The following is a 26,012-nucleotide window of genomic DNA, read 5'->3' as shown; positions in this document are numbered from 1 at the left end:
CGCCATCTGCAATGCGCAAAAGGCGTTTTGGGCCGTGAAAACGCCTTATGACTGATGCCTTTTGTCAGATGCCTTCAGCTGGTCGATGGAGTTACGTAGTCGCTCTGCATTGCGAGGGGAACGCAGAAGGTATTCCGTTTCACGGAGCGAGTTGTAGTCATCCATGGAAACGGTCGTTGTGAGGTTGAGCTGCTCGCACACGTGCTCGTCGTGGCTGACCAGGATGAATGCCCCGCGGTAGCTCGTGAGCACCTCAATCAGCCAATCGGTGGTGGGGATATCGAGGTTGTTTGTCGGTTCGTCGAGAAGTAGAAAGCGCGGTGCCGGATCGCTGAGCAAGACGCGGGCGATTTCGACGCGGAAGCGCTCGCCACCAGAAAGCTGGCCCACTGGCTGGTGGATCTTGTCGTTGATAAAGAGCATTTGGGCCAGCTGGTCGCGCAGGAACTGCGGGTCCGCGTTGGGGTTGGCCTCCCGCACGATGTCGAGCACCGACTTCTCCTCAGGCAGGACGATGCGTTGGCGGATGTATCCGCAGGGCAGCGCGTACTCGACGTCGCCGCGGGCGATGCGGTTGAGGAAGGTGGTCTTGCCGCTGCCGTTGGGCCCGGCGAGGCGAACACGCTCAGGGCCAGTAATGCTGAGCAGATCGCTGACCAGCACGCGGGTGCCCACGGGCAGCTCAGTGCCGGGGAGGTCGATGTGGACATGGGTGTCGTCGCGAAGCGCGCGCTGTGCCTTGTCATGAGCCGACAGGGCGGCAGCCACTGCATCGTTGGCCTGTTGAGAACGCCCAGCGGCCGAGCGCTCAGAACGGTTCTTGTCCAAGCCCATGGCCATGCCGGGTTTGCGCTTCGAGGCGGCGAAGTTCTTGCCGCGGCGGGCATCGCGCGCAATGCGGGTCTGCATGGCGGCGCGCTCGCGGATTTGTTTGCGGTGTTCGGCCTTGGTCTCTCGGACCTTGGCCTGCGCGGAATCCTGCTCGGCATCAATCGCTGCGCGGTAGGAGGAGTAGTTTCCCTCGAACTCGCGAAGTGTTCCGTGGTAGAGCTCCGCAATGCTATCCGCGTGCGCGAGGAGCTCGCGGTCGTGTGAGACGACGAGAACCGGCATCGGCGCGGTGCGAATGAGCTCGAGCAGGCGCTGGCGTGATGAGGAGTCCAGGTTGTTGGTGGGCTCGTCGAGGATGAGGAAATCCGGCTTGCGGAAGAATGCGGCGGTCAGTGCCACGGTCACCGCTTCACCACCCGACAGTGTTCCGATAGTGCGCTCTAAGGGGAAGGGGATACCCGCAGCGTCGAGAGCTGCTTCAATACGTTCTGCTAAGTCCCACTGCTCACCAACAGTGGCGGCGAGCTCTTCCGAGTATTCGCCAGCCTCAATGCGGGCAATGGCGTTGAGGACTTCGGTCGCGCCAAAGACATCGGCGATGGTGCTAGACGTATGGAGGCCTAAATCCTGGTCGACATAGAGGACTGAGCCCGCGGATACCGTTCCCGAAGTCGGGGCAATGAGGCCTGCAAGTACCTTGGCTAGCGTTGATTTTCCGGAACCATTCGCACCGACCAAGCCCGTGAAGTGCGAGGAAAACGTGCCGGTGAGCTCCGTGAAACAGGGGGTGCCGTCGGGCCAGGTGACGGTGAGATGAGAAAAAGAAATAGGCATGAAGAAATCCACCTTCGAGTAAGTCGCGTAAAAAGTGTGACGTCGAATTAGGAAAAAATCTTCATGCCCGAAAGACTAGCCCGGCTAATACCCCAGCGCAAGGGCCGCCACACCAAGACCGAGGGCGCCGCGGGCAATGTAGTGCAGCACCTCGGGGGAGAAGGAGACACCGAAGCCGCCGCTGTCCAGCATGGACATGCTGTCTACCTGTGCCGGGCGGGAACGCTTAAACGACGCCCAGCTAAGACCGGCGATGATGAGCACCACTGCGATGGCGGAGAGCTTCCACACCAAGAGGAGGACACCAGCACCAAGGAGCGCCGTGCCCACTGAAGCGATAAGGGGAAGGCCCCAGTCGGGCCATGCATCGTCGCTGACGCGGCCGAAGGAGGCAGCGCGCCCAACCGCCGCGCCGACGATGCTCCACGCGGACATGAATCCGACGATAGCCAGCGCCCCGAGCTGTGGGGCGAACCCCAACGTCAAGCCGAGGGCTGCGAGCGCACCGACGCCGATGTACCACCGTCGTCCCAGACGACGGAAGAAGAGACCCGTCAACGTGGAGGGCGCATGGGTGCGACGAGGAATCCAGGCGGACTGGCTCGCAATGGCATCAGAGGTGACCTCCGAATCAAGCAGACCAAGGCCGGATCCACCGACCAGGCGCGTATGCCCAGCGCTGAGAAGCGAAGCCAGCGTGAACGAGCGCCACCCCACGACGAAACGCAGGGCCGGGACTGTCAGCGCGAACCACGGGGATAGCCCGGTGGACACGCAGATGCCGAGACCTAAGACCCCGAACCCGATCAGCTGCGTCCATGTGATCCAGTCGGTACCGCGGAGTTTGCCGCGTGGGCGATCAACGTACACCCAACGTTCCCGGGAGAGCGCCCGTAGGGGATAAAGAGTCTCGGCGAACACGATGAGAGCGAGCAGTCCCACGATGCCGGCAATAGGAGCGACACCAGTCAGCGTGATGCGCGCCGGGATGATAGGCACGACGGCGCTGACTTCTTGCCATCCTGTGTAGCCGAAGCCGATGACGATACCGGCGAGGATGAGATACCAAATGCCATCACCTAGCCGGGATAGCGTGCGCATCACAGCTGCACCACCTCGTCGCAGGCCTGGGTGATCGTGTCGGAATGCGTGGCCACGACGATGCAGCGATTCTCCTCGTCGGCTAGGTAGCGCAATTCGCTTGCGAGGAACTCAGTCCAGGTGGCGTCGAGGTGGCGCTCGGGCTCGTCGATAAGCACTGCGCGCGCCGGCTGGTACAGCTGTGCGGCCAGGAACACGCGCTGGCGCTGGCCTGAGGACAGGCGCGAGGCGGGGTGAGGGAGGAGAGGCTCAAGCGCCCAGAGTTCGCAGAGCTTGGCGACGTCCACCCCTGTCGCCTTTCCTATCAAGTCCAGGTGCTCGCCCACGGTGAGGTCGGGGAGGAAAACCGGCTCAGCCACCGTAAGTACAGCACCCGGTTGCTCCTTCGTGCCGACGGGATGGCCGTCGCACTCCACTGAGCCTTCGAGAGGCGCAAGCTCACCGCCGAGCGTGGCTAGCAACGTGGATTTACCTGAACCGTTGGGCCCAGCGAGGCCATAGATGCGGCCTGGGGCGAAGTCCTTCTCAAGATGTCCAAGGGGCGTGGAATGCCCATAATCGGCGTCGATGGAAAGCATTGCTGGGCGGCGTGCTCCTTACATTGGGCGGCTAGACAATAGTTAAAACTTATTTATGAAGTTTAGCAAAATGCACGCCCCGAACGTTCTTTTCGAGGTGGGAAACACCCTTGGGATTGGTGTCATGAGCTGCTAAAATGAGAGAAAATGTAGTTGAAAACTCGGGAGGATAGCAATGTCGGAGCCTGTTCAAATTGAAAGCAGTAGTAGCGACCGTGATCCGTTAGCGTTGAGCGATGCTGCGTTGCGTCTAGCAGGCCACGATGTGACTGATGAGTACGTGCGCCAGCTGGGCCGCGAGGTGGCTGCAGGGACATTATCTGCCGACGAAGCTATCGCTCGTGTTCGGCGAGCTTCGCTGAAATAGAGCGCGGGGGAGAAACATGAGCGGGGGCTGGGAGAGCTATTTCATTCCAGGGACCAAGGTTCTGAAGAATCGCTTGGGGTTAGATGACGCAGAAGAACTACGGATCTTGGAAGAAAAGCTTGTATTTCTTCGGATAACCGAGTTGGAGTCGGCACCTGTGGAAGGTGCTTTTGACTACGCGCACTTCAAGGCTATACATCGACATCTTTTTCAGGATGTGTATGACTGGGCGGGTGAAGAGCGGACTGCCCCTACAGACCAGTTCATGATTAAGGCTGGGCATGCCTACTATCCGGCGGGGCCGGAAATGACGAAGGCAGCAGAGAAGCTGTTTGCGGGGCTGGCGAAGGATGATTTTCTGCGTGGCCTAGAGATTGATGAGTTTGTGACCAAGCTGGCGGAGCTGTGGGGCGAGCTCAATGTGGTGCATAGTTTTAGGGAAGGCAATACCCGTACGCAGACGGTGTTCTTTGATGCGCTGGTTACGGCGGCAGGATACCAACTTAATGTGGAGCGGCTAGCGAGTGATAGCCGCGTACGCGCGGAGTTTATTGCCGCGCGCTTTCACAGCCAGGACACGGGGGATAACGCGCAGCTGGAGGAGGTGCTGCGCGGGCTCGTCGGAAAGCGCAGTGCCTAGCTCTCGAGGCTAGCCCTTGTTGCGGAAGACGAAGATGGAGGAGAAGTCCTGGTCGCCGTGGCCCATGGCCTGCTGTTCCTCAAAGCGCTCGATGGCGGCGGCCACTGCAGGCAGCGGCTTGTTGGCGGTCATCTCCATGAGCTTGGCGTCCTTGCACAGGGCATCCACGGTGAAGTCACCCGGAGTGGTGTTGCGCTCGCCGGTGATGAACGGGCCCTTCATGTTCTTCATGAAGGCCAGGCCGGTGATGTCGAGCATCTCGAGGATGACCTCGGAATCGAGGCCCTCGGACTCGCCGAGGTGGAGTGCTTCCAGCACGCCCTCCGCGGTAACGGCAAGTGCTAGGTTGGCCAGGAGCTTGCCAATCGCCGCGGTGGCGGCGGACTCCACGCCGATGAGCTTGTTCTCATCGGCCCACGGCTCGGCGATGGTCATGGCGAGCTCGCGGCGGTCGTCGTCAGGCGTGCCCACGTAAACGCCGAGCTTGCCTTCGCGTGCTGGGCCTAGCGAGCCGACGACGGGCGCGTGGACATAAGAGTCGACCGCGGCAGCGAATTCGCGGGCGGCATCGGGGGAGACGGTCGTGGTATCGATCCAGGTCACGCCCTCCGGGATGAGGTTGGCGTCAATGACTCGCTCACGGATGTCATCGGGGCCAAAGAGCGAGGTAATGATGACCTCTGCGCCCTCTACGGCGGCGGTGGGCGAATCGGCGAGGGTAGCGCCGGACTCGACCAGCGGCTGCGCGCGCTCGGCGGTGCGGTTCCAAACGGTGAGCTCATGGTTCTTGAGGAGGTGTCGGGCGAGCTCAGTGCCCATGCGGCCAGTACCTAGGAATGCAATCTTCATGCCGCCCAGTGTGCCATTATTGTGGGCAGGCTCGCCGCGATTTATGCGAGCCCCGGACGAGGGAGCCGTACCCGGTGACGCGACAAGACGGCCAGAAAGGGCTGGCCATGTCGTGGTTTGTGTTGATTTTCTCCGGCGCCTTTGAGGCTGTGTGGGCAGCGGCGCTGGATAAGTCGGAGGGCTTTAGCCGCCTGTGGCCCTCGGTGATCTTTTTCGTGGCCTGCGCCATTTCGATGGGCGGGTTGGGCTGGGCCATGAAGTCTATCCCCGTGGGCACGGCCTACGCGGTGTGGGCCGGTGTGGGCGCGGTGGTCACCGTCATTTACTCCTTCGTCGCCGGGCACGAGGCGGCAACCGTGTGGAAGGTGCTGTTCCTGGCCATGATCATTGGTGGGATCGTGGGCCTGAAGGTGGTGCATTAGGAGGCGTCGTCGTTTGAAACGACGAAGGAGAATCGATAGTTCGGTGAGTGGATGCCTATGTACTTGCGTAGTAGGCTTCTGGATATCAAGCCGCAAGGCAAATAGGCTCTGGCCCCAGCATCGCTGGGGCTATCTTTTTGTTCCGGTTCGGCTGAACGCTTTGCTATTCGTAGCGCAGCGCCTCAATCGGGTCCAGCTTCGCGGCCTTTCCGGCAGGGTAGTAGCCGAAGAAGAGGCCAATAGCCAGCGAGAAGAGCAGCGAGAGGATGACCGCCCACAGCGGCGGCGCTACGAGTGAGCCGATGGCGGCCGCACCCGCCATGCCGGCTGCGGTGCCGATGGCGATGCCGATGAGACCGCCGATGAGGCAGACCACGATGGCCTCCGTGATGAACTGGATGCGGATATCACGGCGGCGTGCGCCAAGCGCTTTGCGGATGCCAATCTCACGGGTGCGCTCCGTGACGGTGATGAGCATAATGTTCATCACGCCGATGCCACCGACGAGCAGCGAGATGCCGCCGATGGCCGCGAGTACCAGGCTCATCGTGGTGAAGATCTGGTTCAAGGACGCGAGGTCATCGCTGAAGTCAGATACCTTGACCATGTAGTCGGGGTTGTCTTTGTAGTAGCTATCGAAGACGCGCTGCAGGTTGCTGGCTACCGCGGCCTTATCCAAGTCCGGGTTGCCGCGAACGGTGACCTCGCTGAAGGCGGTGCCAGCACCCGGGGAATCGGAGAACTCGGCCTCGAGCGGGTAGGGAACGAAGGCGGTTTGGCTGGGGCCACCGCCCACCAAAGGCCCGGTTTGCGGTTCCTCAAAAACGCCGACAACGGCGAGCTCAAGGGGAGAGGCCTCCTGGCTTTCAAAGCTCACGTATTGGCCAATGGCGTCTTCAGGAGCGCCGAAAAGCTTGGTGGCGGTTTCCTTATCCAGCATGGTCACTGCCCGGCTGGAATCGATATCATCCTCGCTGAGGAAGCGTCCGGCCACGATGGAATAGGAGGAGCCGGAGACATAGTCCGGGTTGGTCGGGCGGACCAGGAGGTTGGCAGTCTCCTCCCCGGATTCGCCCTCGACCACGAGGGCGCCGGAATAAGAGCTGTACTCGCCGATATTGATGCCGGCGATCTGATCTCCCAAGACCTCCTTGGCGCGGTCCAACATGTCCGGGGTGAGCATGGAGGACTCGTCTTCGACGAAGCCGCCGCCCATGAAGGGATCATCGGCTTCTTCCTCTTCGCCCTCCTCAGGGCGCTCCTTGACCTGAACGGTGAAGTTATTAGCACCCACCTTATCCAAATCCTTTTGCACGGAAGACTGCAAGGAGTGGCCGAGCGTGACGATGGCGATGACCGCGGCGATGCCGATGATGACGCCCAACAGAGTCAACGCCGAGCGCATCTTGTTGGTGCGCAGGCTGGTCAGCGCCATCTTGGTGGATTCAGCAAAATTCATGACAACACCCCGTCCTTCATCGTGACGGTGCGGCTGCATTCATCAGCCAATTCCGGGTTGTGGGTAATGAACAAAATGGTCTTTCCATGCGTGCGGTGCAGTTCGTGGAAGAGGTCCATGACCATGCGGCCGGTCTGCGAATCCAGCGCGCCGGTGGGCTCGTCCGCTAGGAGAATCTCCGGCTGGTTGGCCAAGGCGCGGGCCACCGCCACGCGCTGCTTCTGACCACCGGAGAGCTCATTGGGCAGGTGGTTCATGCGGTCGGACATACCGACCATCTCCAAAAGCTCTTGCGCGCGCTGGGTGCGCTCGTGAGCCGAAACGCCCGCATAGACCATGGGCATCTCCACGTTCTTCAGCGCGGACATGCGGCCGATCAGGTTGAAATTCTGGAAGATGAAACCGATTTTTTGGCCGCGGAAGGAGGCCAGTTTGTCGTCGCCAAGCGCCAGCGCATCCACCCCAGCCAGCTGGTACTCGCCGGAGGTGGGGCGGTCGAGCAAGCCGATGATGTTCATGAGCGTGGACTTGCCGGAGCCGGACTGGCCCACGACGGCCACGAACTCGCCCTCCTCCACGCTGAAGTCGAGGCCGGGGATGACAGTCAGCTCGCTGTCGAGGCCCTCGTTGAAGCGTTTGACGATTCCCCGCATCTCAATGAGGCGGCTCATGCGTTCTCTTCCGCAGCATCGGATCCATCGACGGAGGCGGACATGCCGACCATGTCCTTGTGCGTATCCGCCTGGCTGATGACGGTCTCGCCTTCCTTGAGGCCGGAGGCGATGGCGGCGGAGAAATCAGATTCGCTGGCGATCTTCACCTCGCGCGCCTGGATAGTGCCGTTGTCGACGACCAGGACGTTCTTCTTGCCGTCTTCTTCATAGATGGCGGAGAGCGGCACGGTGATGGCGTTCTTGTCCTTCTCCGTAATGATCTTCACCTTGGTGGTGGAACCAAGGCGCAGGCCCTCGCGGTTGCCATCGACGCGGATGTGCACGGGGAACTCAGGCTTGGTGGAACCAGATGGTTTTCCGGAGCCGCCACCTGCACCGGCTTCTACCTCAGGTTGTTCGGCCGTAGGGGAGATGAAGGTGACCTTGCCTTTGTACTCTTTGCCGGGGCTCGACGGCGAGGTGAACGTGACTTCATCGCCGACCTTGATGCGGGCGATGTCACCCTCCTTGACCGTGGACTTCACCAACAGTGAGGAATCATCCGCCACGGTGAGGATGGGGCCTTCGGCGGGCATGCCGGCTTCACCACTGACGGAGGTGACAACGCCAGCCAGAGGGGAGCGCAGGTCGGCCTGGGAGAGCGTGTACTCCAGAGGCCCATTCTCCTTGGCGTTGCTGGCGCTTGCCGACGCCGCCGTCTCCACCGCATGGTTCACCGCTTGGGACTGGGAGGCGATTTGGTGTTCGATGGCCAGGTTGCTGGCCTGCAGTGCACGCTCGGCATCGGAGACGGCCTGGTAGGAAGCGGCGGTGGCGCGCTGCTGTTCGCCGAGCTCGCGGTCGATGCCACGGAGGAGGCGGCCATAGGATTCCTCGGATTCCTTCAATTGGCGCTCGGAGTCTTGCACAGCTTCATCGGAGTCCAGGTAGCTTAAGAAAGCGCTGGCGGTGTTGATGCCGGAAGGGTCCTCGGTGGCGGTGCCGATGGAGGCCAGCGCGGACTGGAAGGACTTGGACTCGGCATCGCGCACCCCGGAGCGCGCCTGCTCGACGGCCGCGCGGGCTTCGGCAACCTCGGGGCGGTCGCCCTTGGTAGCGAGGGCATCGTCGAGCTTGCGCTGCGCCTCGGCGTACTCGGTCTGCGCCGAATTCACGGCGGACTGGGCGCTATTGACCTCCGGGTTGAGGCCCTGGTCGAGGGAATCCTGAAGCTGGCGCAGCTGAAGCTGGGCGTCCTCGATCTGGTGGACGGCCTCGAGCTTGCCTGCCTCTTGGGAGGTGCGCTGGGCTTCGAGCTCGCGCTCGGTTTCGGTGGTGTCCATGCGGCCGAGCAGCTGCTGGGCCTCGACGCGGTCACCCACCTTCGCGTCTAGGGACTGGATGGGTCCGGTCAGTGAGCTCGTCAGAGAAATCTCGCGCTCGGCGGAGACGGTGCCGGTGGCGGAGACGGAACTGATGAGGTCTTCCTTGGCGGTTGTCGTGACATCGCTAGCGGTGAGCTGAATGTCGGAGGAGCCGCTGGTTAGTGCGTACATTCCACCACCGCCTGCGAGGAGAACCGCAGCGATAGCGCCGGCGGTGATGCCGAGAGCTTTCTTGTTCATGAGTCCCTTACTGTCAGGTAAACGCCGTCATTGAAAATCGGGTTCAGCTTAACTCCCGGCTATGCTTCCTGTCATGTACAGCGGGGGAATATAGGAGGTAGATCAGGGTCTACCCTTAGATGGTGTGAGGCCATGAGGATTGGCGACGTTTCGATCAACTAAGGGTCCGAAAATGGGCGTTTTTCTGCCACTATTTGATCGAAACGTACTTGGTATCCGCCTTTTAGAAGGGCACATCGATGCGTATATCCTCCGCGCGCGGCAGCGGGGGAAGTGTCGGTATGCGGTCGAGGCCGGCTTGGACTTCTGGCGGGATGGGGATGGACGTGGGCACCCGCGGGGGCTCGGGCAGTTCCAGCTTGGGCTTGGGCCGCTGCGGTGGGGCCGGACGGGGTGCGGGCGCCGGGGCGGGGAGGGTGACGGTTTCTACTTCGATGCGTGGCGCGGGGGCCTCGACGGTCGTGGGTGCGGGCGCGGGCGCCTCGGTTTCAGATTCCGGTTCGGCCGGGGCGGGCGAGATAGAGGTGGTGTCGCCAAAGCGGTTGACCGGCTGGGGCAGGGCATTCGGCTGCCAGGACGTTGGTTGGGCCGAGGTGGTAGGGCTGGGTTCGGTTCGCGGAGCGGTTTCTGCCTGAGTGGCAGCGCAGGCAGACAGTGGAAGGCAGGCAAGAATGACAAGAAAACGGCGCGATGCCATGGGAATCCCCCTTAAGTAGTGCCTCTCCACAGCGCACCCCAGCGCTTAAATAAGGAAAGGCAGAATCAACAGTGTGCTGCCAGCATAGCGCCACAGTAGCGGGCGCGCAGCGCGAGCGATTGCTGCCGCTTAGGAGGCAGTGGAGGGAGGACGGAAGGACACAAGGGGACTCAAACTTTTGTATAGGGCTAAAACCGATACAATGTGGGCTATGCCTAACTCCAGCCAGCGAAATCAGCAGAATACGTCCCAGTCCGCCGAGTGGTTCGAGCGCGCCACGAAGGTCACCCCGGGTGGCGTGAATTCCCCGGTCCGCGCCTTCGGATCCGTGGGTGGCCAAGCCCGCGTCATCGCCCGTGGCGAGGGCTCGCGCCTCTGGGACATCGACGGCAACGAGTACGTCGACCTGGTTAGTTCCTATGGCCCGATGATCCACGGCAACGCCCACCCGGCCATCGTGGAGGCAGTCCAGAAGGCGGCTGCCGATGGCCTCTCCTTCGGCGCGCCCACCGAGGGCGAGACGCTGCTGGCGGAGCACATCGTCAAGCGCACCGCCGTGGAGCAAGTGCGCCTGGTCAACTCCGGTACCGAGGCCACCATGTCCGCCGTGCGCCTGGCCCGCGGTTTCACCGGCCGCGCCAAGGTCCTGAAGTTTGAGGGCTGCTACCACGGCCACGTGGATGCGCTGTTGGCGTCGGCTGGCTCCGGCGTGGCCACCTTCGCACTGCCGGATTCCCCGGGTGTAACGGGCGCCTCGGCCGCGGACACCATCGTCGTCCCGTACAACGATCTCGACGCCGTCCGAGAGGCCTTCGCCGCGCACCCGGGAGAGATTGCCTGCATCATCGCCGAAGCTGCGGCTGGCAACATGGGCACCGTGGCCCCGGAGGAGGGCTTCAACGCGGCACTCAAGGAGATCGCGCATGCCGACGGCGCCCTGCTTATCCTCGACGAAGTCATGACCGGTTTCCGTACCTCCTACAAGGGCTGGTTCGGCGTCGATGGGGTAGCGGGTGACCTGGTGACCTTCGGCAAGGTGGTCTCCGGTGGCCTGCCGGCAGCGGCTTTCGGCGGCCGCGCCGACGTCATGGCTTCCCTCGCCCCGGCTGGCCCCGTCTACCAGGCGGGCACGCTGTCCGGTAACCCGGTGGCGATGGCCTCCGGTCTGGCTTCTCTGGAGCTGGCCAACGAAGAGCTGTACCCGCGCCTGCACTCCAATGCGGATCGCCTGACCGGCCTCATCACCGAGGCACTGAGCGCCGCCGGAGTGGCACACCACATCCAGCGCGCGGAGACGATGTTCTCCATCCGCTTCGCCGAGGGCCAGGGCTGCAACTTCGCCGATATGCAGGCCGCCGATACCTGGCGCTTCGCACCCTTCTTCCACGCACTGCTGGAGGGCGGCGTGTACGTCCCGCCGTCAGCCTTTGAGACCTGGTTTGTGTCTGATGCGCTCACGGACAATGATTTTGAGGTAATCGAGGCAGCTCTCAAGCCTGCCGCCAAGGCCGCTGCCAGCGCGCAGCGCCCGCAGTAAAACCAACCATGTTGAGGGGATAGACACAGGCATATGTCCACCACCATCGTCCACTTCGTCCGCCACGGCGAGGTTTATAACCCGGATAAGATCCTCTACGGGCGCATCCCGGGCTACCACCTGTCCTCCCGTGGGCATTCCATGGCCGCGCGCACGTCGAAAGCCTTCGAAGGCCATGACGTGACCTACCTGGCGGCCTCGCCGCTGCAGCGCGCGCAGGAAACCGCGCTGCCGATTGCACAGGTAACGGGCTTGGAGGTGGACGTCGATAAGGGCGTCATCGAATCCGGCAACCGCTTCGAGGGCCTGCGCACCAAGGGCTGGAACTCGCAGCTGTGGAACCCGCAGCGCTGGCCGCTCATGGTCAACCCGCTTGAGCCCTCGTGGGGCGAGCCTTTCGAGGAGATCGCCGCGCGCATGATGGACGCCGCCGAGCGCGCCCGTGCCAAGGCCGAGGGACACGAGGCCATCATGGTTTCCCATCAGCTACCCATCGTCATGGTGCAGCGCACCGTGTTGGGCAAGCGCCTGGCCCACGCGCCGTGGGACCGCACGTGCGCGCTGGCTTCGGTGACTTCGCTGGTCTACCGTGACCGCGAGATCATCGATATCTTCTACTCCGAACCGGCGCAGGACATCTAATGGGACGCAGAACTATCCGCGCCGCCGCGGCCGGTGTCCTTGCTGTGTTTGCCTTGGCTGGCTGCTCGCAAAGCGAGGAAAACGCGCAGAACGCCGTGGCTTCCGGCGGCACCTTCGAGTTCATCTCGCCCGGCGGGCAGACCACCATCCGCTATGCGGAGGAAGACCGCAAGCCGCTCAAGGATTTCTCCGGTGAGGACCTGCGGGATGAGTCCACGACGATCAAGCTTTCGGATTTCAAAGACCAGATCGTCGTCCTCAACTCCTGGGGTCAGTGGTGCGCGCCGTGCCGCTCCGAATCGGATGACCTCCAGGCCATCCACGCGGAGCTGCAAAAGCGCAAGGTAGGCACCGTACTGGGTATTAACGTCAAGGACTTCAACCCGGAGATTTCCCGGGACTTCCTCACCGATAACGGCCTGGAGTACCCGTCCATCTACGACCCGCCGTTTAAGACGGCCGCAGCGCTCGGCGGCGTGCCCACCTCCGTGGTGCCCACCACCATCGTGTTGGACAAGCAGCACCGCCCGGCCGCGGTCTTCCTCACGGAGATCACGGAGCAGGACGTCCTCGACGTCGTGGACGAGCTGGAGAAAGAACAGTGATCCTAGCCGCTGACGGAATCGGGCAGAGCTTTGCCGACGCCGCCGCGGCCGGCCCGCTGCTGCTAGGAATCCTCGCCGCAGCCGCCGCCGGGCTGGTATCTTTCGCCTCACCCTGCGTGGTGCCGCTGGTGCCCGGCTACATCTCCTACCTGGCCTCCGTGGTCGGCGGTGAGGTCACCCACGACGAGGAGCTCGGGGTCGGCGTGGGCAAGCGTCGGCAGTGGGCCGTCGTCGGCGCCGCAGCACTCTTCGTGCTGGGCTTTACCGTCATCTTCGTGCTGGCCACGGTTTCGGTCTTCGGCGCCATCTCGGCGCTGCGGCTCAACGCGGACACCCTTATGCGCGTCGGCGGTATCATCACCATCCTCATGGGCGTGGTCTTTATGGGTGTGGTGCCGGTGCTGCAGAAGGACACGCGCATGGCGCCGAGGCGCTGGACCACGTGGCTGGGCGCGCCGCTGCTCGGCGGCGTGTTTGCCCTGGGCTGGACGCCGTGCCTGGGGCCCACGCTGGCCGCCATCTTGTCCGTCTCCGCCGGCACCGCGGGCATGACTGCGGTGCGCGGCACGCTGCTCATCGTCGGCTACTGCCTGGGGCTGGGCCTGCCCTTCCTGCTCGTGGCACTGGGCTCTGTTAAGGCCATGCGCACCATTTCGTGGATGCGCACGCACTCCCGCGCCATCCAGATTGCCGGGGGCATCGCCATGATCCTCGTCGGCCTGGCGCTGCTGACCGGGCTGTGGGGAGATTTCATCAACGCCATCCGCCAGTGGACCGTGTCCTATGGCGCGACGCTGCTGTAAAGGAGATTTTTCGTGAGATATATCCGCAAGGCCTGGCACTGGCTGACCAGCATGCGCACCGCGCTGGCGCTGCTCTTCCTGCTGGCCATCGCCGCCATTCCGGGTTCGCTTCTGCCGCAGCGCTCGCTCAATGAATCCAACGTCAATGACTTCATTGAGACCAACGGCAAGGTTGCGGAAATCTACGACAAGCTGCAGCTTTTCGACGTCTTCTCCTCCGTCTGGTTCCAGGCCATCTACGTCCTGCTCATGATTTCTCTGGTGGGCTGCATCATCCCGCGCTCCTGGGATCACTACAAGGCCTACCGCACACCGCCGACGCGCGCGCCGAAGTATCTGGAAAAGATGCCGCTCAATGCCACCGGGCATTCGGAAAAGTCCCCGGAGGAGATCGCCGCGGCAACCAAGACCATGCTGAAGAAGTGGCGCGTAAGCGAGGTTTCCCCGGAGAAGGACCGCGCGGGTGCCCAGTCCTTCTCGGCGGAGCGCGGCTATGCCCGTGAGCTGTGCAACCTCATCTTCCACATCGCGCTCGTGGCCATCCTGCTCACCATGGCAGCCGGGCGCTTGGTGCATTATGAGGGCCAGGTCATCGTGGTGACGGAGAAGAACTCCCAGGGTCAGACCCAAGAGCAGCCGCAGTCCACGGAGTTCTGTAATACCTCAACCTCCGTCTATGACTCCTTCCGCGCAGGCCCGCTTTTCGACGGCACGGGTCTCCACCCCTTCTGTTTTAAGGCCCACGACTTCACCGCGGACTACCTGCCTAATGGCCAGGCGGAGATGTTCACCTCCGATGTGTCCTATGCCGCCGGCGATGATATCTTCACGGACCCGGAGACCTGGGAGGATTACAAGCTGCAGGTCAACCACCCGCTGCGCATTGATAACAACCGCGTCTACCTGCAGGGCCATGGTTTTGCGCCGACGATGACGGTGGAGTGGCCCAACGGCGAAAAGCGCACGCAGACCATCCAGTTCCAGCCCAATGACACCACGTTCTTCCTCTCCTCGGGCGTGATGCGTTTCGATCCGCCGTCGGGCATGTACCCGGACCTGTTTGAGCGCCGCCAGAACCAGATCGCTATCCAGGGCCTGTTTGCGCCGACCGCCGAGTGGTCCGGTGAGAACGGTAAGCTGCTGCAATCTTCCTACCCGGCGATGCTGGATCCGGCGGTGGCTATCGATATCTACCGCGGCGATGCCGGCCTGGACACGGGCAAGCCGCAGTCCTTCTTCTCCCTCGATTCCAGCCTGGTCCACTCGGGCCAGCTGCAAAAGATCGACCGCGTCAACCTGACCCAGGGTGAATCGGTCACGCTGGACGACGGCACCAAGGTCACCTTCGACGGTGCCTCCGAGTTTGCGAACTACCAGGTGTCCTATGACCCCTTCCAGGGTTGGGTGCTGGTATCTGCTCTCGTGATGTTGGTTTCGCTCGTCGGCTCCCTGGTGATCAAGCGACGCCGCGTCTGGGTGCGCATCCGCCCGGGTGCCAACGGCGGTACCGATATCGAGATGGGCGGGCTTGCCCGCACCGACCGCGCGGGCTGGTCTGAGGAGTTCCATAAGCTGCACCGCGAGCTTTTGGAATTGCCGGATCCCGATGACGTGGAGGAGGACGAACTCTACTCCGCCGACTAAAGGCGCGGACCGTATCCTTCAAAAGTTGGATACAGCTGGGAAAAGGGGGTAGCCTTATGGGCACCATAAATCTCTCCGTTCATGCAGCCTCGTGCGTGGCGCACGGGGTAGGCACGATTGTGAAGGCAAGGTTTCCCACTCATGCAGGTTGATCAGAATCTGTCCAACTTCTCAGACATCGCGGTGCAAACCGCGTTCGTCGTATATGCGCTCGCCTTGGTGCTGTCCCTGGTGTACTACGGCCGGATGCAGAGCATCATTGAGGCCATGCGCGCCCGTACCGCAGCTGCACCGCAGCAGCGTGAGCTCGCCACCGTGGGCGCTTCGGCAGATGGCGCCGTGCTTGGCGACGTTCCCCCAACGGCCAGCACCGCAGACGATGATTTGGCGAAGAAGCAGGAGAACGCCGACAAGCTCGGCGGCATGACGCAGATGCTGCTGTGGCTGGGCATCGCCCTGCACTTGGCGGCCATCGTGCTGCGTGGTTTGGCTACCGGCCGCTTCCCATTTGGCAACCTCTACGAGTACATGCTCATGGTGACCGCCGGCGCGATGGTGGTGGCGACCATCGCCATGCAGCGCAAGGAGTGGCGCACCCTGTGGCCGTGGCTGCTCACGCCAATCCTGGCGCTGATGTTCTACGGCTCCACCAAGCTCTATGCGGAATCCGCTCCGGTGGTTCCGGCACTCCAGTCACACTGGCTGCCCATCCACGTCACCGTGGTTTCGCTGGGCGCATCCATCGGCGTGGTCTCCGGTATCGCTTCTTTGCTCAGCGTGCTGCGTGAGTTCCAGCCGAAGCGAGGCGAGTCCGGTTTCTTCGGCGCGCTTGCCCGCCCGCTTCCTTCAGCTAAGAAGCTGGACCGCCTGGCCTACCGCTTGGGCGTAGTGGCGCTGCCGACCTTGGGCCTGGGCATCGTGCTGGGTGCTATTTGGGCCGAGTCCGCGTGGGGCCGCTACTGGGGTTGGGACCCGAAGGAGACCGTGTCCTTCGCCACCTGGATCCTCTACGCTGCCTACCTGCACGCTCGCGCCACGCCGGCCTTCCGTAAGGCCGCGCCGTACATCAACATCGCGGCGATGCTGCTCATGGTGTTCAACCTGTTCTTCATCAACATGGTTGTCTCCGGCCTGCACTCCTACGCGGGGCTGAACTAAATGGCGGATATCCATAAGCCGCGGCACAAGCCCGGCAAACCGGCGGGCGATAACCCTCAGCTCATCGCCCTTGGTGAGGGCTTTGCGCAGCGCCGTCGCGAGCTGGGCATCCTGCAACAGGACCTGGCTGGGAAGGCCGGGATTTCGCGCTCCACGCTGCATACTATTGAGCACGGTGGCTCTGGCGTGCGCTGGGAAAAGGTCGTTGCGGTGGCCGAGGCCCTCGGCCTCGAGATGACCTTCGTGCCGAAGGACTAGGCTTCTTTCCCCTTAGAGTCTTTGCCTTCAATGTCCTTGTCCTCGGGGGCCTTGGGCTCCTGCTGCCCCTGTGAGCGCCGCCGGCGTTCTTCCTCTTTGCGCTGGGCCTCCCGCTCCTTGGCGCGGCGCTCCTTGAAGCGCTGCTTCTCTAGGTTCCACAGGAATTCCTCGTCATCATCGGGGCCCTTGATTGCCGGGCGCTGCGGCTGCTGCGCCTGCTGCACCTTCTTATTCCAACTCGACGGACCAAAAGCCTTCCAGACGAGGACTGCCGCGAGGACAAACAAGAGTAGTAGTATCAATCGACCCATGCGTTGTATTCTACGGAATGCCCGCGAAGCAAAAGTGAGAATTATGAGCCAGACAGAAAACACCACCAACGCCTCCCAGAACCCCGACCCGCCCCAGCCGGACCCCGCGCTCAAGCGCCGCTCCCGCGTCGCTTTGTGGAAGTATGGCGCGGCCCGTGTGGTGCTGTTTATCGTGTTGACTGTAGTGATTCAGCTACTGGCGATGGCGGTGCTCCAGACCTTTCCGCTGCTGGTTTCCGCGCTGCTGGCGTTGTTCGTGGCGCTGCCACTGTCCATGCTGCTCTTTTCCACGTGGCGCGTGGAAGCAACCCAATCCCTGGCGGAGTACTCCGCGCAGCGCAAGGCCCACAAGAAGTGGGTCCAGGAGGAGCTGGCTGGCCGCTAAATCAGAGGCTAAACCAGAGCCAGCGCTACTGCGTTGACAACCGCCCATACCAGCATCGCGCGGCCAGTCATACCGAGCACCGGGATGAGTTTGGGTCCGCGCGCACCGCGGTTGACGGTGCGGATAGCGCCCAGTGCGAGGGGGAAGTAGAGCAGGGAGGCCAGCGCTGCCCAGGAATCGAAGGCCAAGCCCACGGTGAGCAACACCGGGAGCAGCAACAGGGTCATGAATAGCGTGCGGGACTTCTTATCACCCAGGCGCACAGCCAGGGTGATCTTGCCGGTGGCCTCATCGGAGGGGATGTCCCGGATGTTATTGGCCAGGTTTACCGCCGCACTCATACCGCCGATACCCACGGCTAAGGCAAGGCCTGTCCACGTGATGCGGCCGGCCTGTGTGTACTCGGTACCTAGGACCGCGACGAGCCCGAAGAACACGAAAACGGCGATTTCTCCGAACCCGCGGTAGCCGTAGGGATTCTTGCCACCGGTGTAAAACCAGGCGCCGGCGATACACACAGCGCCGACGAGGATGAACCAAGCCGCGTTGGCAGCCAGGGAGAGCGAAATGCCCGCGATAGCCGCCACGCCGAAGCAAGCGAAAGCAGCGAACTTGACGTGCTGCGGCTTGGCCAGTCCGCCCCCGGTAAGCCGCTGGGGGCCGGTGCGGTCATCATCGGTGCCGCGGATGCCATCGGAGTAATCGTTGGCGTAATTCACGCCGATGATAAGCGCCCAGGCCACGATGAGCGCCAGCAACGCCCGGCCCCAGTGCAGGCCGTGGGCCGCGGCAGCGGCACCGGTACCAGCGATAACGGGAGCAAAGGCATTGGCCCAGGTGTGCGGGCGAGCACCCTGGAGCCAATCGGCAGGAGTGGCGGAATAGGCAGACATGCTCACTATTGTGCCACTGGTGTGGTGTGCTGCGGCAATGAGCTGGTGCGTTGGCGAAAGCGGTAGATGATGAGCACTGCAACGAAAATAACGGCATTGGTGACTGTCATTGCGGCAGAGGTAGCCGCGTCAAGGACATAGGCAACCCAAAATCCCACGACCGCGCTGATCGCGGCAACGCCACAGGCGGTCAACACCAGCGTGGGCACGCGCTGAGTAAGCAGCCGCGCGGTCATCGTCGGGAATACCATGAGAGCGATGACCAGCATGGCACCGGCAGCGTGAAAGGCGGCGGTGGCGGTGCAGGCAACCACGGTCATAAATATGATGTGAAGAACGCGCGTGGGCACCCCGCGTGCGGCACAAAAATCGGCGTCAAAAGTCGTGGCGGATAAACGCGGCAGTGTAAGGGCGAGGAAGAGAGCATTGATACCCAGCACTGCGGCCATGATGTAGCAATAGTTGGGATTGGAGAAGGCCGCGAGGTTGAGATCACCGACGAGAACGGCGTGGACATCAAGGTGCACGTGGCTCATGTGCGTAGAAATCAGGATGACTCCGGCGGCAAACAGGGCGGGAAAGACCAATCCGAGGGCGGAATCAGCAGTCACCAGCGGGCTGCGCTGTAGTGCGTCAGTTCCCAACGCCACCACCAAGGCGCCAGCGGCCGCGGTAACGAGCAAGATGGGTGAATCTAGATCTGCGGTAAAGAGGTAGCCGACGGCAATTCCGGGAAGGACGGCATGGCCGATGCCGTCGATAAGCATGGCCTGGCCTTTGAGGACAACAAAGGTGCCGGGGATAGCACAGGCCAAGGCCGTCAGAACGGCAAGGAGACAAGCGGTCGCGGCGAGGGTCATGAGGCTAGCTTTCTACTGGTGAGGCTGATAGTGACGAGCGCCGCCTGAGCCAGGACGATGACCGGACCGGTGGGCAGCGGGCCGTGCGCAATGGAGACATAGCAGCCGAGAGCAGCGGTGGCCGCGCCGAAGAACCCGGAGAGCGCGATGAAAGGTAGCAAGCGCGTGGTCCAGGGGCGGGCAGCGGCGGCAGGGCTGATGACCACGGCGACCATGAGCACTACGCCGACGACTTTGACGCCGAGCACCGTGATGGCGGTGAGGGCGAAGAAACTAGCCGCGTTGAGGAACGAGGTGCGGATGCCGGCTACCTGGGCAAAACTTGAATCAAAAGTGACTGCGGCCTGCCGGGTGTGAATGAGGAAAAGAAAAAGCAGCACGCAGCCACCGATGATGAGTGTGGACCGTACATCCGCGCGAGTGAGCGTGGAGGCATTTCCCAGCAAATAATCCTGGATTCCGGCCTTGCCAGGCAATGGTCGGCGGGAAATATACTGCATGAGCAGCATTCCCACCGAGAAAAATGTGGTTAGCGTGGCCGCCATCGCAGTGGTTTGCCCCAGGGGAGTTAACCGCGGGATGAGGTGAATGCACCCCACCGCGAGGGTTCCGGTGAGCAGGGCGCCGCAAGAAAGAAGCCAGACATTTCGCCCGTCCCAGCCAATGGCGGTGGCCACGAGGAAGGCGGTGAGCAGTCCAGGCAGGGAAGAATGCGAGATGGCATCGGCCAGCAGGCTGGTGCGGCGAACATATACCAGTGGGCCTAGCGCGCCAGCGCAGCCACCGATGAGCACGGTGCCCAGGAGTGCCTGGGTATAGGTGTAGTTCTGAAGAAGCTCGAGTGGGTTCATGATGGCAGGGAAAACATGTCGGCAATGGCGGACTCGGTAAGTACCTGCTCGGTGGGGCCAGCAGCAATGAGCCGGCCGTGGCCGACCATGAGGACCTCATCGCAAAAGTCGGCGACCTCCGCCAGGTTGTGATGCACCAGCAGGATGGTCACGCCGTTCTCGCGCAGTTCCTTGAGTACATCCATGATGGCGCGCTGACTCGCGGCATCGACACCAGCGAAGGGCTCGTCGAGGATGATGAATTCCGGCTCGCTAACGAGCGTGCGCGCCAACAACACGCGCTGGCGCTGACCACCAGACAGGGCGGAAATCGGCAGCTGCGCGTGTGCCTGCATTCCGGTGCGGGAAAGCGCGGCGTGAGCGGCGTCTTTGTCAGCGCGGCTGGGCCACTGCCACCAGCGCAGCCCGGCGGTGCGGCCCATCAGGGCGATGTCGAAGGCGGTGGCAGGGTAATTCCAGTCGATATCCGCATGTTGTGGCATATATCCGAGACGCTGCCGAAAATGTGCCAGATCGACGCCATCGAAGGTCATCGACCCGCAGGCTAGAGGCGGAAGGAGCCCTACCAGCGTGCGGACCAGAGTAGACTTTCCCGACCCGTTCGCACCCACCAGCCCGGTGATAGTCGCGGGGGTGAGGGTGAAGGAGGCGTCGTGAAGCACCGGCGTGCGGGGATAGCCGGCGGTGAGGTTTCCTACGCTGAGCATTAGCTTAGTGCTTTCGCCACGGCGCTAGCGTTATGTTCGAAGGCTCCGAGGTAGGTATCGGTTGGGGCTTCCGGGCCGAGGGTATCGGCAAAGAGCTCTTCATCCGAGATGGTGACTGTCCAGTTGCGGGTTTCTACGGCTTCCTTGAGAGAAGTGATGGCCTGTGGGTTCGCCTGGTTATCTTGGAAGATAACGGGGACCTTCTTCTCCGCGATCGTATCCGCGAGCTCGGAGATCTCAGTGGCGGACTTGGTGGCTTCGGTGGTCACGAAGTCGGTGGCTTGGACTTCAAAGTCGAAGGTCTTGCCGAAGTAGTTGAAGGCGTCATGGCCGGTGATGAGGACGCGCGGGGAGGCGTTTTCGAGTTCCTTAGCCGCTTTGTCATGCGCGGCTGCAATCTTGTCTTCATAAGCATCGGCAGCCGCGGCATAGTCTTCGGCATTGTCAGAGTCGATTTCGCCGAGTTTGGTGCCGATGTGATCGACGACCTGGCTCCACAGCTCGGGGCTATTCCAGATGTGCGGGTCGTAGAGTTTTTCGCCCTTGTCACCTTGCTCGGGCCACGGCAGAAGGTCAGCAGTATCGAGCTGTTCGCCGACAGCTAGCTGCTTCTCACCGAGGGAGGAGAGCTGGTCCACCATTTGCGCCTCGAGGTGAAGGCCATTCCAGAGGACGAGGTCGGCGTCCTGCATCTTTTCAATATCGCGCGTGGTGGGCTGGTAGGTGTGCGGATCGCCGCCGGGACCGACCATGGTGGTGATGTCGGCGTCCGGGGCGATATTGGCGGCCGCATCAGCCAAGTAACCAGTCGTGGCGAAGATCGTCAGATTGTCGTCCTGGGCTTCGGCGGAGTCGCTGCTGGTGCAGGCAGTCAGCGCGGTGGCAGCCACGAGGGAAGCGAGGGGAAGCGCAATAAGTTTCTTCACGGGAAACTTCTCTTATTAAAAGTGAATGTCGATGTTCAATAGATTGAACTTGAAAGAGCATAAGACCTGAAACCTTTGGAAGCAATAGGCTGAACTACGATGGGGGTATGCACATCAGTGAGCTGCCCGAACGCACCCAGGATTACCTCAAGATCCTCTGGACCTATGAGGAGAAAGAGGGCGCTAATACCGCGATGCCGCTGGGGGACCTAGCTAAAGCGGCGGGGCAGAAGCTGCCCACCACGTCGGAGGCGGTCAAGCGCCTGGCCGCGAAGGGGCTGGTGGAACACGAACGCTACTTCGGTGTTCGGCTTGTTGAGGAAGGCCGGCGGCTGGCTGTGGCAATGGTGCGCCGGCATCGGCTCCTGGAAACCTTCCTCGTGCGCACTCTGGGCTATACCTGGGATGAGGTGCACGATGAGGCAGAAATGCTAGAGCACGCGACGTCCGACAGGCTCGTTGAACGTCTTGATTCTTTCCTGGGCAACCCCGCCCGCGATCCGCATGGTGATCCCATACCTGCCCCGGATGGCACTGCCGAGCCGGTCTCGCGCATTACGCTTATCGACGTCCCCGCGCAGACCCCCGTCACCGTGGAGCAGGTCACTGACGCTGATGGCGAATTTTTGCGCTACCTGGATAAATATGGAGTGCGGCCGGGAGTAGAATTGACCGTCGTTGCCCCTTCGGTTGCGGGTGTGCTCGAGGTTGCCGTCGATGAAGGTTCACACTTCCCCCTCGGGGAATCCGCTGCGCGCGGCATTGCCGTACGCAGCTTTGGCGAAGCGGAGGCTTAGCTGTCCCACATGCGGGCGACGGCGAGGCGGTCAACCTTGCCGGGACCGGTGGTGGGGAGCTGGGCCAGGCGCTTGAAGTCCTTGGGGATTTGCCACCGGGGAAGGCCACTATCGTCGAGAGCCACAAGGATATCGCCGACATCCGCCCATCCGGTATAGGCAGCGACGATCATCTGTCCCAAGCGTGGGTGGGGGATGCCGACCACGCACACGCCGTCCACTCCCGGCACGCGAAGGATGTGCTGCTCGAGCTGCTCTGGGTGGAGCTTGAGCCCGCCGGTGTTCAGGATGTTGTCGAGGCGCCCGGTGACGGTGAGGTGGCCGTCGTGAAGCGCGCCGGCGTCGGAGGTAGCAAACCACGAGGTACCGGACTCATCGACCATGAAGGCATCTGAGTCCACGTTTCGATAGCCCTGCGCAATCATGGGCCCGCCAAGGTAAATGCGCCCCTCGTCGCCGATGCGAACAAGAGCGCGATCGAGGGGACGGCCGTTGTAGACGCAGCCGCCGGAAGTCTCTGAGGAACCGTAGGTGGTGACGATATTGATGCGCAGCTTTTTCGCAGAGTCCAATAGTTGCGGGTGGGTGGCAGCACCTCCGACGAGGATGGCATCAAAGGTGCGCAGGGCCTCGATTCCTTCTAGCGAATCCATGGCCTTGGCTAGCTGCATCGGGGTCAGGCCCGTGTATGAGCGATCCCCAGTGGCGGCCAGCTCGTGCGCGGCGCGGGCGAAACTGGGGATGGAAAAACCTTCCGACAGGTCAAGGCAGAGCGGCTCCACGCCCGCGACGAGGGAGCGCACCAATACCTGGATGCCCGCGATATGGGAGGCGGGCATGGCTAGTAGCCACTGACCGGTGCCGCCTAAAGTCCGGTGCGTGGCATCGGCGCTGGAGACCAAGTTGGCGGCCGTGAGTTGCGCGCCTTTCGGCGTGCCCGTGGACCCGGAGGTGGCCACGACCAGCGCGATGGAGGAATCAATAGGTTCTCCTGCGCGCATGTGGTTGCGCAGGAGCTGCGCGCGGGTGCGGTCCTCTGCAGGGGCGGGCAGGAAGGTGGCTTGTCCTGCGATGGCCGCTTCCAGATCAGGGAGGATGGCGGCGGGGTCATGTGGATTGACAGGCAGAGGGGAGAGGATGGTCACGGTTAGCTAGGTTACCGCCCGCGGTGTTCGTAAGGGTTGATGAGCTCATCCTCCTGATCGAAGGGGCGCTCACCGTCCCTCTGAGCCTGCTGGATGCGGCGCAACATCCACACTCGCGACGCAATGACGGCAATGAGCGCGATGGCCGCGAGGGCAATGGCAAAGTACAGCACTTCGGCTTCTCCTTGGGACTAGTAGTAGTACGGGAACTCATCCCAGTTGGGCTCGCGCTTTTCCAGGAAGGATTCCTTGCCCTCGACGGCTTCGTCGGTCATATAAGCCAAGCGGGTGGCTTCGCCGGCGAAGACCTGCTGGCCCATGAGGCCATCATCGGTGAGGTTGAAGGCGAACTTGAGCATGCGCTGGGCGGTGGGGGACTTCATGTTGATCTCGCGTCCCATCTGGATGGCGGCGTCCTCCAGCTCGGCGTGGTTAACTACCTCGTTGACGGCACCCATCTCGTACATGCGCTGCGCGTCGTAGGTGCGTCCCAAGAAAAAGATCTCGCGGGCGTACTTCTGGCCCACCATCTTGGCCAGGTAGGCCGAGCCATAGCCGGCGTCGAAAGAGCCGACGTCGGCGTCGGTCTGCTTGAAGCGGGCTTCCTGGCGGGAGGCAATGGTCATATCGCACACCACGTGCAGGGAGTGCCCGCCGCCGGCGGCCCAGCCGTTAACCACGGCGATGACCACCTTGGGCATGGTGCGGATGAGGCGCTGGACCTCCAGGATGTGCAGGCGGCCGCCCTCAACTTTTTCGCGGGCGGTGTCGACGGTGGATTCGTCGGCAGTCGCGTCATCGTGCGCGTGCTCGGTGGCGTAGCGGTACCCGGAGCGGCCGCGAATGCGCTGGTCACCGCCGGAGCAAAACGCCCAGCCGCCGTCCTTTTGGGAGGGCCCGTTGCCGGTCAGCAACACCGTGCCAACATCTGGCGTGCGGCGCGCGTGGTCCAGCGCGCGGTAGAGCTCATCCACCGTGTGCGGGCGAAACGCATTGCGCACCTCGGGGCGGTCGAAGGCGATGCGGACGATGCCGTCCTTGCGCTGTGGCTTTGGGCCGTCGCTGATGAGCCGGTGATAGGTGATATCCGTCAGGGCCTCAAAGCCCTCGACGGGGCGCCAGAGTTCCGGCTTGAACGGATTATCGGTGCTGTAATTCTTCTGCTCGCTCATGGCACACCAGCTTAATTGGAAAGCAGTGCGCCGGAAGTATAGTCCCCATTCCCAACCCTCACCCACACTCTCCGCCCAGCGCGGCGGTGATAAACAATAAACAATACTGCGGGATTATCCCCGTCAATGTGCACGTGTACTCCGTACCAGCGCGGTACACCATACAGTGGGACGGAATCGAACCTCCCTGCCTTCTTGCGCTACGAAGGCGCCTGAGAAGCACTGGGCTTTTCCCTGCCCAGTAAGGGTTGCGCTCGCTGCGAAGAGTGTGGGCTACCGTCGTGTGCGGCTCAGCGCACACGACATGACTAAATGTCGAACGACATGACGTGCCGCAAGAATGCGGCACAACTAGCGGCAGTCGCTATTTAGTTATCAGTTCCGTATTCCAGTTCAGCTGCTGGATGCGGGTATCCAGTTCGCGGTACTGGCGGGCCAGATCATCGGCGCGCTCGCGCAGCTTCGGCACGGGCACGGTGGCCACGAACTTGATCTCGGAGCGGGAGTAGCGGTCGTGGCGCGCACCTGCGCGCTCTGCCAACCCCTGGTAGATGCGGCGCTTGCGCAGCAGTCCATCACGCAGTGCGAGTGCCTCCATCAGCGAGATCTCCTCGTCGAACGGGGTGGCCGTGTTCGTGGCGTTGATGGCGATGACAAGCTCGTCGATGCGCTTGGTCACGCCCTCGAGTTCACGGAGGAGATCCGTCGGGTTCTCATCCGGTTCATCGCCTTCCTGTATGCGGACGGTTGCCGCAAGCCGGTCACTCAGCGAGTTGAGGCGCTCCTGCGCCTGAGCGCGCTCGGCCAAGGCTTCAGCAAGTAGCATGATTCCTCCTTAAGAAGTTAGAAGAATTAAGCTAGGGCTACGGCGCTTCGCTGTCAATAGATGATGAGATCAATTTCAGAGTCTTTGCGACAATTCGACTTTCCGCGTCCCTGGAAATCCTTCACTAAGCTATTGATAGCAGTGTAGTGAGGCTGTGGTTCAGTTCTCAATACCCCTGATAGACTTCAACCCTTCTGTCTGCCGTACAATTGCCCGCTGGGGTTCAGTTCTCATTACCCCTGATAGACTTCTCTTGGTGCACCACACCACCAAGTCCGCGCTGGGGTTCAGTTCTCATTACCCCTGATAGACTTCCGGTGGTTCACAGGGCGTGAAATGTGAAGCTGGGGTTCAGTTCTCATTACCCCTGATAGCCTTCTCGGCAGGAGCCTTGACGGCGGACGCGCGCTGGGGTTCAGTTCTCATTACCCCTGAT

Annotated in this window: 29 protein-coding genes, 1 CRISPR repeat array and 1 riboswitch; of the genes, 11 read left to right on the top strand and 18 right to left on the bottom strand. The window is 62.2% G+C overall.

All coding sequences use genetic code 11. From position 1 onward, the window contains the following. Positions 1-45: 45 nt before the first annotated feature. The 3 genes from HMPREF2792_RS12215 to HMPREF2792_RS12205 form a co-directional block, all read right to left on the bottom strand. Complete coding sequence (locus tag HMPREF2792_RS12215; RefSeq protein ID WP_070533941.1) at positions 46-1,665, bottom strand: ATP-binding cassette domain-containing protein; 1,620 nt, start codon at positions 1,663-1,665, stop codon at positions 46-48. 84 nt (positions 1,666-1,749) lie between these two features. Continuing rightward, complete coding sequence (locus HMPREF2792_RS12210; protein ID WP_070533939.1) at positions 1,750-2,766, bottom strand: ABC transporter permease; 1,017 nt, start codon at positions 2,764-2,766, stop codon at positions 1,750-1,752. Next, on the bottom strand, positions 2,766-3,344 hold the full coding sequence (locus HMPREF2792_RS12205) for an ABC transporter ATP-binding protein (protein WP_070533938.1): 579 nt from the start codon (positions 3,342-3,344) through the stop codon (positions 2,766-2,768). The genes HMPREF2792_RS12210 and HMPREF2792_RS12205 overlap by 1 nt, the downstream gene beginning before the upstream one ends. Before the next feature lie 383 nt (positions 3,345-3,727). Between HMPREF2792_RS12205 and HMPREF2792_RS12200 the strand changes: the two genes are divergently transcribed. After that, positions 3,728-4,351: a Fic/DOC family protein gene (locus HMPREF2792_RS12200; protein ID WP_070533937.1), complete on the top strand. Its 624-nt coding sequence runs from the start codon at positions 3,728-3,730 to the stop codon at positions 4,349-4,351. A 9-nt stretch (positions 4,352-4,360) separates the two neighbouring features. On the opposite strand, the gene HMPREF2792_RS12195 is transcribed toward HMPREF2792_RS12200, so the two are convergent. Further along, entirely contained in the window at positions 4,361-5,200 is an 840-nt protein-coding gene (locus HMPREF2792_RS12195) for an NAD(P)-dependent oxidoreductase (RefSeq protein WP_070533936.1), read from the bottom strand. A 25-nt stretch (positions 5,201-5,225) separates the two neighbouring features. Then, positions 5,226-5,296: riboswitch (guanidine-III (ykkC-III) riboswitch) on the top strand. Between the two features lie 11 nt (positions 5,297-5,307). Between HMPREF2792_RS12195 and HMPREF2792_RS12190 the strand changes: the two genes are divergently transcribed. Continuing rightward, a complete protein-coding gene (locus HMPREF2792_RS12190; protein ID WP_070521062.1) occupies positions 5,308-5,622 on the top strand; it encodes a DMT family transporter in 315 nt (104 codons plus the stop codon). Between the two features lie 163 nt (positions 5,623-5,785). Here the strand turns inward: HMPREF2792_RS12190 and HMPREF2792_RS12185 are convergent, their stop codons facing one another. The 4 genes from HMPREF2792_RS12185 to HMPREF2792_RS12170 all read right to left on the bottom strand — a co-directional run bounded on the left by HMPREF2792_RS12185 (position 5,786) and on the right by HMPREF2792_RS12170 (position 10,056). Beyond that, the gene (locus HMPREF2792_RS12185) at positions 5,786-7,081 is read right to left on the bottom strand and encodes an ABC transporter permease (RefSeq protein WP_070521059.1); all 1,296 of its coding nucleotides are present in this window, start codon (positions 7,079-7,081) and stop codon (positions 5,786-5,788) included. Further along, positions 7,078-7,752: an ABC transporter ATP-binding protein gene (locus HMPREF2792_RS12180; protein WP_070521058.1), complete on the bottom strand. Its 675-nt coding sequence runs from the start codon at positions 7,750-7,752 to the stop codon at positions 7,078-7,080. Before HMPREF2792_RS12180 ends, HMPREF2792_RS12185 begins: the two co-directional genes overlap by 4 nt. Then, on the bottom strand, positions 7,749-9,359 hold the full coding sequence (locus tag HMPREF2792_RS12175) for a permuted SH3 domain-containing protein (RefSeq protein WP_070521055.1): 1,611 nt from the start codon (positions 9,357-9,359) through the stop codon (positions 7,749-7,751). The genes HMPREF2792_RS12180 and HMPREF2792_RS12175 overlap by 4 nt, the downstream gene beginning before the upstream one ends. Before the next feature lie 223 nt (positions 9,360-9,582). Next, positions 9,583-10,056: a hypothetical protein gene (locus HMPREF2792_RS12170; RefSeq protein WP_070521052.1), complete on the bottom strand. Its 474-nt coding sequence runs from the start codon at positions 10,054-10,056 to the stop codon at positions 9,583-9,585. Between the two features lie 202 nt (positions 10,057-10,258). Between HMPREF2792_RS12170 and hemL the strand changes: the two genes are divergently transcribed. The 7 genes from hemL (at position 10,259) to HMPREF2792_RS12135 (ending at position 16,703) form a co-directional block, all read left to right on the top strand. Continuing rightward, positions 10,259-11,593, top strand: coding sequence for a glutamate-1-semialdehyde 2,1-aminomutase (gene hemL / locus HMPREF2792_RS12165; RefSeq protein ID WP_070533934.1), 1,335 nt, complete (start codon positions 10,259-10,261; stop codon positions 11,591-11,593). Between the two features lie 33 nt (positions 11,594-11,626). Next, positions 11,627-12,235 (top strand): histidine phosphatase family protein, encoded by a 609-nt coding sequence (locus HMPREF2792_RS12160; protein WP_070533932.1) that lies wholly within the window; start codon positions 11,627-11,629, stop codon positions 12,233-12,235. Continuing rightward, positions 12,235-12,840 (top strand): TlpA disulfide reductase family protein, encoded by a 606-nt coding sequence (locus HMPREF2792_RS12155; RefSeq protein WP_070521042.1) that lies wholly within the window; start codon positions 12,235-12,237, stop codon positions 12,838-12,840. The genes HMPREF2792_RS12160 and HMPREF2792_RS12155 overlap by 1 nt, the downstream gene beginning before the upstream one ends. Beyond that, positions 12,837-13,643 carry a cytochrome c biogenesis CcdA family protein gene (locus HMPREF2792_RS12150; RefSeq protein WP_070521038.1) on the top strand — a complete coding sequence of 269 codons (807 nt, stop codon included), beginning with the start codon at positions 12,837-12,839 and terminating at the stop codon, positions 13,641-13,643. Before HMPREF2792_RS12155 ends, HMPREF2792_RS12150 begins: the two co-directional genes overlap by 4 nt. Before the next feature lie 12 nt (positions 13,644-13,655). Next, entirely contained in the window at positions 13,656-15,287 is a 1,632-nt protein-coding gene (locus HMPREF2792_RS12145; RefSeq protein WP_070533930.1) for a cytochrome c biogenesis protein ResB, read from the top strand. Positions 15,288-15,428: 141 nt separating this feature from the next. Continuing rightward, the gene (gene ccsB / locus HMPREF2792_RS12140; RefSeq protein WP_070533928.1) at positions 15,429-16,445 is read left to right on the top strand and encodes a c-type cytochrome biogenesis protein CcsB; all 1,017 of its coding nucleotides are present in this window, start codon (positions 15,429-15,431) and stop codon (positions 16,443-16,445) included. Continuing rightward, entirely contained in the window at positions 16,446-16,703 is a 258-nt protein-coding gene (locus tag HMPREF2792_RS12135; RefSeq protein ID WP_070533927.1) for a helix-turn-helix domain-containing protein, read from the top strand. Here the strand turns inward: HMPREF2792_RS12135 and HMPREF2792_RS12130 are convergent. Further along, complete coding sequence (locus tag HMPREF2792_RS12130; protein WP_070521026.1) at positions 16,700-17,014, bottom strand: hypothetical protein; 315 nt, start codon at positions 17,012-17,014, stop codon at positions 16,700-16,702. The two genes, HMPREF2792_RS12135 and HMPREF2792_RS12130, sit on opposite strands and share 4 nt — an antisense overlap. Before the next feature lie 43 nt (positions 17,015-17,057). On the opposite strand from HMPREF2792_RS12130, the gene HMPREF2792_RS12125 reads away from it, so the two are divergent. After that, on the top strand, positions 17,058-17,399 hold the full coding sequence (locus HMPREF2792_RS12125) for a DUF4229 domain-containing protein (protein WP_070533925.1): 342 nt from the start codon (positions 17,058-17,060) through the stop codon (positions 17,397-17,399). Positions 17,400-17,407: 8 nt separating this feature from the next. Here the strand turns inward: HMPREF2792_RS12125 and HMPREF2792_RS12120 are convergent, their stop codons facing one another. The 5 genes from HMPREF2792_RS12120 to HMPREF2792_RS12100 are packed head-to-tail and all read right to left on the bottom strand — an operon-like array spanning position 17,408 to position 21,636. Next, the gene (locus HMPREF2792_RS12120; RefSeq protein ID WP_070534067.1) at positions 17,408-18,292 is read right to left on the bottom strand and encodes a 1,4-dihydroxy-2-naphthoate polyprenyltransferase; all 885 of its coding nucleotides are present in this window, start codon (positions 18,290-18,292) and stop codon (positions 17,408-17,410) included. A 5-nt stretch (positions 18,293-18,297) separates the two neighbouring features. Next, the gene (locus HMPREF2792_RS12115) at positions 18,298-19,152 is read right to left on the bottom strand and encodes a metal ABC transporter permease (protein ID WP_010189755.1); all 855 of its coding nucleotides are present in this window, start codon (positions 19,150-19,152) and stop codon (positions 18,298-18,300) included. Then, on the bottom strand, positions 19,149-20,003 hold the full coding sequence (locus HMPREF2792_RS12110) for a metal ABC transporter permease (protein WP_010189752.1): 855 nt from the start codon (positions 20,001-20,003) through the stop codon (positions 19,149-19,151). The genes HMPREF2792_RS12115 and HMPREF2792_RS12110 overlap by 4 nt, the downstream gene beginning before the upstream one ends. Beyond that, on the bottom strand, positions 20,000-20,710 hold the full coding sequence (locus tag HMPREF2792_RS12105) for a metal ABC transporter ATP-binding protein (protein WP_010189751.1): 711 nt from the start codon (positions 20,708-20,710) through the stop codon (positions 20,000-20,002). Before HMPREF2792_RS12105 ends, HMPREF2792_RS12110 begins: the two co-directional genes overlap by 4 nt. Next, positions 20,710-21,636, bottom strand: a complete 927-nt coding sequence (locus tag HMPREF2792_RS12100; protein ID WP_070533922.1) for a metal ABC transporter substrate-binding protein — start codon at positions 21,634-21,636, stop codon at positions 20,710-20,712. Before HMPREF2792_RS12100 ends, HMPREF2792_RS12105 begins: the two co-directional genes overlap by 1 nt. 107 nt (positions 21,637-21,743) lie before the next feature. Between HMPREF2792_RS12100 and HMPREF2792_RS12095 the strand changes: the two genes are divergently transcribed. Beyond that, entirely contained in the window at positions 21,744-22,433 is a 690-nt protein-coding gene (locus tag HMPREF2792_RS12095) for a metal-dependent transcriptional regulator (RefSeq protein WP_046647781.1), read from the top strand. Here HMPREF2792_RS12095 and menE read toward each other — a convergent pair. From menE to HMPREF2792_RS12080, 4 genes are all read right to left on the bottom strand, one after another. Next, positions 22,430-23,578 carry an o-succinylbenzoate--CoA ligase gene (menE, locus tag HMPREF2792_RS12090; protein WP_070533920.1) on the bottom strand — a complete coding sequence of 383 codons (1,149 nt, stop codon included), beginning with the start codon at positions 23,576-23,578 and terminating at the stop codon, positions 22,430-22,432. The two genes, HMPREF2792_RS12095 and menE, sit on opposite strands and share 4 nt — an antisense overlap. A gap of 11 nt (positions 23,579-23,589) precedes the next feature. Then, the gene (locus HMPREF2792_RS13210; RefSeq protein ID WP_010189743.1) at positions 23,590-23,751 is read right to left on the bottom strand and encodes a hypothetical protein; all 162 of its coding nucleotides are present in this window, start codon (positions 23,749-23,751) and stop codon (positions 23,590-23,592) included. Between the two features lie 18 nt (positions 23,752-23,769). Further along, positions 23,770-24,750: a 1,4-dihydroxy-2-naphthoyl-CoA synthase gene (locus HMPREF2792_RS12085; protein WP_070533919.1), complete on the bottom strand. Its 981-nt coding sequence runs from the start codon at positions 24,748-24,750 to the stop codon at positions 23,770-23,772. A gap of 364 nt (positions 24,751-25,114) precedes the next feature. Next, the gene (locus tag HMPREF2792_RS12080; protein ID WP_070516481.1) at positions 25,115-25,576 is read right to left on the bottom strand and encodes a DIP1984 family protein; all 462 of its coding nucleotides are present in this window, start codon (positions 25,574-25,576) and stop codon (positions 25,115-25,117) included. 151 nt (positions 25,577-25,727) lie between these two features. Beyond that, a CRISPR array of direct repeats spans positions 25,728-26,012; the repeat unit is 29 nt; unit sequence GCTGGGGTTCAGTTCTCATTACCCCTGAT.

The sequence above is a fragment of the Corynebacterium sp. HMSC068H04 genome (assembly GCF_001811255.1).
GTDB lineage: Bacteria > Actinomycetota > Actinomycetes > Mycobacteriales > Mycobacteriaceae > Corynebacterium > Corynebacterium hesseae.
Note: the sequence above shows the minus strand (reverse complement) of the source record. Positions and strands in the feature narration are given on the sequence as shown.

What these genes read in the sequence shown, in the direction of transcription:
- HMPREF2792_RS12215 (WP_070533941.1), bottom strand. Translation starts at nt 1,665, where the DNA reads ATGCCTATTTCTTTTTCTCATCTCACCGTCACCTGGCCCGACGGCACC.
- HMPREF2792_RS12210 (WP_070533939.1), bottom strand. Translation starts at nt 2,766, where the DNA reads ATGCGCACGCTATCCCGGCTAGGTGATGGCATTTGGTATCTCATCCTC.
- HMPREF2792_RS12205 (WP_070533938.1), bottom strand. Translation starts at nt 3,344, where the DNA reads ATGCTTTCCATCGACGCCGATTATGGGCATTCCACGCCCCTTGGACAT.
- HMPREF2792_RS12200 (WP_070533937.1), top strand. Translation starts at nt 3,728, where the DNA reads ATGAGCGGGGGCTGGGAGAGCTATTTCATTCCAGGGACCAAGGTTCTG.
- HMPREF2792_RS12195 (WP_070533936.1), bottom strand. Translation starts at nt 5,200, where the DNA reads ATGAAGATTGCATTCCTAGGTACTGGCCGCATGGGCACTGAGCTCGCC.
- HMPREF2792_RS12190 (WP_070521062.1), top strand. Translation starts at nt 5,308, where the DNA reads ATGTCGTGGTTTGTGTTGATTTTCTCCGGCGCCTTTGAGGCTGTGTGG.
- HMPREF2792_RS12185 (WP_070521059.1), bottom strand. Translation starts at nt 7,081, where the DNA reads ATGAATTTTGCTGAATCCACCAAGATGGCGCTGACCAGCCTGCGCACC.
- HMPREF2792_RS12180 (WP_070521058.1), bottom strand. Translation starts at nt 7,752, where the DNA reads ATGAGCCGCCTCATTGAGATGCGGGGAATCGTCAAACGCTTCAACGAG.
- HMPREF2792_RS12175 (WP_070521055.1), bottom strand. Translation starts at nt 9,359, where the DNA reads ATGAACAAGAAAGCTCTCGGCATCACCGCCGGCGCTATCGCTGCGGTT.
- HMPREF2792_RS12170 (WP_070521052.1), bottom strand. Translation starts at nt 10,056, where the DNA reads ATGGCATCGCGCCGTTTTCTTGTCATTCTTGCCTGCCTTCCACTGTCT.
- hemL (WP_070533934.1), top strand. Translation starts at nt 10,259, where the DNA reads ATGTGGGCTATGCCTAACTCCAGCCAGCGAAATCAGCAGAATACGTCC.
- HMPREF2792_RS12160 (WP_070533932.1), top strand. Translation starts at nt 11,627, where the DNA reads ATGTCCACCACCATCGTCCACTTCGTCCGCCACGGCGAGGTTTATAAC.
- HMPREF2792_RS12155 (WP_070521042.1), top strand. Translation starts at nt 12,235, where the DNA reads ATGGGACGCAGAACTATCCGCGCCGCCGCGGCCGGTGTCCTTGCTGTG.
- ccsB (WP_070533928.1), top strand. Translation starts at nt 15,429, where the DNA reads ATGCAGGTTGATCAGAATCTGTCCAACTTCTCAGACATCGCGGTGCAA.
- HMPREF2792_RS12135 (WP_070533927.1), top strand. Translation starts at nt 16,446, where the DNA reads ATGGCGGATATCCATAAGCCGCGGCACAAGCCCGGCAAACCGGCGGGC.
- HMPREF2792_RS12130 (WP_070521026.1), bottom strand. Translation starts at nt 17,014, where the DNA reads ATGGGTCGATTGATACTACTACTCTTGTTTGTCCTCGCGGCAGTCCTC.
- HMPREF2792_RS12125 (WP_070533925.1), top strand. Translation starts at nt 17,058, where the DNA reads ATGAGCCAGACAGAAAACACCACCAACGCCTCCCAGAACCCCGACCCG.
- HMPREF2792_RS12120 (WP_070534067.1), bottom strand. Translation starts at nt 18,292, where the DNA reads ATGTCTGCCTATTCCGCCACTCCTGCCGATTGGCTCCAGGGTGCTCGC.
- HMPREF2792_RS12115 (WP_010189755.1), bottom strand. Translation starts at nt 19,152, where the DNA reads ATGACCCTCGCCGCGACCGCTTGTCTCCTTGCCGTTCTGACGGCCTTG.
- HMPREF2792_RS12110 (WP_010189752.1), bottom strand. Translation starts at nt 20,003, where the DNA reads ATGAACCCACTCGAGCTTCTTCAGAACTACACCTATACCCAGGCACTC.
- HMPREF2792_RS12105 (WP_010189751.1), bottom strand. Translation starts at nt 20,710, where the DNA reads ATGCTCAGCGTAGGAAACCTCACCGCCGGCTATCCCCGCACGCCGGTG.
- HMPREF2792_RS12095 (WP_046647781.1), top strand. Translation starts at nt 21,744, where the DNA reads ATGCACATCAGTGAGCTGCCCGAACGCACCCAGGATTACCTCAAGATC.
- HMPREF2792_RS12085 (WP_070533919.1), bottom strand. Translation starts at nt 24,750, where the DNA reads ATGAGCGAGCAGAAGAATTACAGCACCGATAATCCGTTCAAGCCGGAA.
- HMPREF2792_RS12080 (WP_070516481.1), bottom strand. Translation starts at nt 25,576, where the DNA reads ATGCTACTTGCTGAAGCCTTGGCCGAGCGCGCTCAGGCGCAGGAGCGC.